General features: G+C 66.3%; 3 protein-coding genes and 1 pseudogene. 1 reads left to right on the top strand and 3 read right to left on the bottom strand.

Annotated elements, in window-relative coordinates; all coding sequences use genetic code 11:
• Positions 1 to 722, top strand: a pseudogene (locus tag A5650_RS27085) (dihydrodipicolinate reductase); the annotation flags it as partial.
• Here the strand turns inward: A5650_RS27085 and A5650_RS06295 are convergent.
• Genes A5650_RS06295 through A5650_RS06285 form a run of 3 tightly spaced genes read right to left on the bottom strand, consistent with a single transcriptional unit; the run spans position 700 to position 4,054 of the window.
• Positions 700 to 1,179 (bottom strand): Rv2253/PknI dimerization domain-containing protein, encoded by a 480-nt coding sequence (locus A5650_RS06295; protein WP_231992552.1) that lies wholly within the window; start codon positions 1,177 to 1,179, stop codon positions 700 to 702. The pseudogene A5650_RS27085 and the gene A5650_RS06295 overlap by 23 nt on opposite strands.
• Positions 1,176 to 2,894 (bottom strand): MCE family protein, encoded by a 1,719-nt coding sequence (locus tag A5650_RS06290; RefSeq protein ID WP_067287703.1) that lies wholly within the window; start codon positions 2,892 to 2,894, stop codon positions 1,176 to 1,178. Before A5650_RS06290 ends, A5650_RS06295 begins: the two co-directional genes overlap by 4 nt.
• Positions 2,894 to 4,054: an MCE family protein gene (locus A5650_RS06285; RefSeq protein WP_067287700.1), complete on the bottom strand. Its 1,161-nt coding sequence runs from the start codon at positions 4,052 to 4,054 to the stop codon at positions 2,894 to 2,896. Before A5650_RS06285 ends, A5650_RS06290 begins: the two co-directional genes overlap by 1 nt.
• Positions 4,055 to 4,102: the final 48 nt, after the last annotated feature.

Raw genomic sequence — 4,102 nt, 5'->3', positions numbered from 1 at the left:
AGGGGCAGGTCTCGCTGTACGCCTCAGGCATCGAACCCGGGTTCGTCGCCGACTACCTACCGCTGGTGCTGAGCACACAGTCGTCGCAGATCGAGAAGATCCACGCCTACGAGATCGGCCTGTACGACGACTACGGTGTTCCCGACATCATGAGCGACGCTTTGGGTTTCGGCCGGCCGCTGGACTACAAGCCGTGGATCTCCTTCCCGGGTGCGATCGCCGGCGAGTGGCAGGGCCAAATCCGCATGGTCGCCGAAGCCCTCGGCGTCGAGGTGCAGGAGATCAGGGAGACGTTCGACCGTGCGGTGACCGAGCGGACGCTCGAGGTCGCGATGGGCACCGTGGAAGCGGGGACGTGCGGCGCCCTGCGGATGCAGGCCATCGGCATCGTCGACGGCCAGGAGGCGATCGTGATCGAACACGTCACCCGCTTGGCGCCCGACGTCGCTCCCGAATGGCCGACGATGCCGGACGCACTCGGATACCGCATCGTGATCACCGGCCAACCCGACATCGAATGCACGATGGCGGCCACCGTCCGCGACCGCAAGGATGCCGCGATCGAGAGCATGACCTCAGGCGCCGGAGCGATGGTCGCCACGGCTATGCGTGTGGTCAATGCGGTGCCGTATGTCGTTGCCGCCCAACCGGGTCTGCTCAGTTCGGTGGATTTGCCGCTGACGATCCCACGGCACGCGTTCAACCCACGCGGGTCAGCCTGAACGGCATCTCGATGCCGAGCACCTTGTTGAAACCGCAGGCGCCACTTGGGCCCTCGGTCTTGTCCCACCCCTCGTACTTGTTGGGGTCCTGCGGATAACCCAGCCAGAACACCCACGACTGCTTGCCCGGGTAGGCCGTACCGTCGATGCACGGTTCCCAGTCCGGCACGGTCCTGGTGACCTTCCACCGACCGCTCATGTACACCAGGTCCGCGCTCCAGCCCTGATCGCTCTCGACCCGGCCGGTGCAATCCTGATACGTCGTACATGTCGAGGTGATGGTCCACGTCTGGGTGACACTGGCCTCGTCATGGCGTGAGTCTTTAGTCGTCGCATAACGGCCATCAGAGAACGCGGTGAACACGCCGTTGATCGCGACCTCGTTCTGCGCGCGTGCGTGCGGCGCGAAAAGGATCGCCGCGATGATCGTCACCGCGATTGTCAAAGCTCGGATCACTGCGCCCCTCCCTCGTAAATCAACTGCTGCCATGATTTCGGGGTCTGTACGAGATCGGTCTGGCGGCCGACGTTCCCGTCCGGCGTCGCATACTGTCCCGTCTGCGGGTCGTAGTGCGCAACAGCGACGGACGGTCCCTCCGGGGCGGGTCCGGTGGTGGCCGAACTCGGCGTCGCGGGCACCGCGCCGGGCGGAAGTGGCGAACCATCCGGCGGCGGTGCGCCTTGCAGCGATGGCCCGTGTGGAGTCGTCGCCTGCGGGGCAGGTGCGCTGGCGGCAGCCTGCTGATCCACCGGCCCCGACCCCAGGGGCGGGATCGCGTTCGGTGGCAGCGACGGCATCTGTGCACCGGGCGCGAGCGGCGGAGGCTGGATCGGCGGCAGCGGGCCCCGCGGCACCGCGCCGGGCGGAAGTGGCGTGCCTTCGAGCGGGGCGAAGAGGTTGTCGTCGGCACTGACCCGGTCGTCGGGCGGCACGCCCTGTGCGATGAGGTTCGGGTCGATGGGATAGGCCCCCAGAGTGTGCTGGCGCATCGCCAGCGGTTCGTAGGGCTTGTCGCTGTAGCACTGCTCGACGGTGGGCGCCCGTTTCCCGGGTACTCCCATGCACGGCGCGTTGCGCGCACCCCGCACTTCGATCGGCGAGTCCTGCGGCAGCTTGCAATATATTCCGTCCGGAGTGTCGACGGTGGTCTGATCGTCCGGGCTCCGCCACTGCGAGGGCGGAAGGAACCCGACCGTGCACGGGTTGGGGTCGGCCATCTGAATCCGGAAGTCGCCGATCGCGATACCGGTGTAATTGTTCTGGGGAGCCGATGACAGCGCGTTGGCCACGAACGGCGGCAACAGCACGAGCACCTGTTCCAGCGAGGGCCGATACGTCACTGCCACTTGACCGATGGTGGTCATGTTGGCCAACAACACCGGCAGTGTCGGCTTGATCTGCTCGAGCAGACCGGAGACCTCGTCCGCTGCGGCGGGGCCCTCTTCGAGCAGGGTGCGGATCTGCGGGTCGTCGGCCACGACCTGCCCGGTGATACCGGCGAGGCTTCGCGCCCACAGTCGAAGGGCGTCGGTCGAACGGGCCTGCGAATCCAGAAGCGGCACTGAATCTTCGGCCAGCCTCGCCGAACGAGACGGATCCTCGTTCAGGGCTTCGGAGAGCGTGGCCGACGAATCCACCAGCGATCCCATGTCGAACCCGGCGCCGCTGAACGCCTTGTACGACTCGTCGATCAGTTCCGTCAGGCGACTCTTAGGAATGCTCGCGATCAAGGTGTTCAGCTGCTCCAGCATCGGGCTCACCGGCTGCGGGATCATGGTGTCGGCCAGCGGGATCACTGATCCGTCTTCCAGATACGGCGGCGAGTCGGTGCGCGGAAGCAGCTCGACATACTGCTCACCGACAGCCGACACACTGCGCACTTCGGCCCGCAGGTCCGCCGGGATCCGGGGTGACGTGTCGAGCCGCAGCGTCGCGGTGGCCCGCGTGCGGGACACGTCCATCTCGGTGACCTTGCCCACCTGCACGCCGCGGTACGTGACGTTGGCGAACCGGTACAGTCCGCCAGAGGACGGTAATTCCAGTGTGACCGTGATCTTCCCGATCCCCAGCAGGGTGGGCACCTGCATGTAGACGAATACCATCGCGACCACACCGATGATCGATGCGATCATAAAGATCACGAGCTGTACACGCACCATCCGCGGCAGCATCAGCCACCACCCCCCGGTTCCCACGGCGCGGGCGCAGCATGCGGAATCGGGCCGAACGGCGGCTGGGTACCAACGCCGAGAGGGAATTTGGTGTAGTACGCATCGTATCCGGGGTCACCCGGCGCGGGAACCAACGACGCACGGTTCTGTCCGAGCGCGGTACCGAGCAACAATCCACGCTTGAGCCGGGCGTTGGTCCAGTCCACCGTGACGAAGAGGTTCACGTAATCACCGCGCACCCCGCGGTCGATCAAGTTCTGGGGCAACGGGAACGTCGGCAGCCACGCCAACGCCGTGTCGATCTCGGCGCCCACATCGCCGAGTGCTCGCAGCGTCGGCTCCAGGTTCTGCAGATTCGTCACGAGATCGGTCTGAGTGTCGTTGATCAAGCCGGCGACCGTATCGCTGAACTCCCCCAGCCGGTTCAACGCCGTGGTGAAGTTGGGCCGCTCGCGGATCAGCACGTCGAGCGCGGGCGGGATCTTGTCAAGCGCGCGGGTGAGCACCCGTTGTTCGTCACCCAACCGCTGCGAGAACCTGTTCAGCTCGTCGATGGTCGCGATGATGTTGTCGCGCTGTTCGTACAGGGTCCCGACGAAGGTATCCAGCCGGGCTATCAGGTCGCGCACCGTGCCCTGACGTCCCGACAGCGCGGCGTTGAAATTGGCGATGATGTCGCCGATCTGACCCAGCCCCCCGCCGTTGACCACCGCCGCCAGTGACGACAGCGTCTCTTCCGTCGACGGGTAGGTCGACGTCTCGTTGAGCCCGATGGTGGCGCCCGGGTTGAGACGTCCGCTCGGCTTCTCACCCGGCGGCGGGTCGAGCGCCACGTGCATGGAGCCCAGGAGACTGGTCTGGCCGACGGTAGCGACGGCGTTGGCTGGCACCGCGACGTCAGGCTTGACCGAGACATCGAGGTCGATGTGCCAGCCGTGCAACGTCATCTTGCCGACGCTGCCGACCACGACGTCGTCGATCATCACGGGCGAATTCGATTCCAGGGTCCCGACGTTGGCGAGCTCAACGTGGTAGACACTGGCATCTGGCCCCCGGCCCACCGCTCCCGGCAGCGGCAGCGAGTTCACTCCTTGAAACGAGCAACCGGTGACCGTCAGGGCCAGGGTCAGCCCGGTCGCGACGAGTCGGCGGCCGATCATGAGGGTCCTCCGCCATGCGGGATCGGGGGCGCCGGCGGCGCCGGCGGG

Origin of the sequence: Mycobacterium sp. 1164985.4, assembly GCF_001668575.1 — a bacterium.
GTDB lineage: Bacteria > Actinomycetota > Actinomycetes > Mycobacteriales > Mycobacteriaceae > Mycobacterium.
This window is presented reverse-complemented; position numbering and strand designations above follow the sequence as displayed.

Bases quoted from the DNA above. Each gene is read 5' to 3' on its own strand.
- A5650_RS06290 (WP_067287703.1), bottom strand. From the start codon at position 2,894: ATGCTGCCGCGGATGGTGCGTGTACAGCTCGTGATCTTTATGATCGCA.
- A5650_RS06285 (WP_067287700.1), bottom strand. From the start codon at position 4,054: ATGATCGGCCGCCGACTCGTCGCGACCGGGCTGACCCTGGCCCTGACG.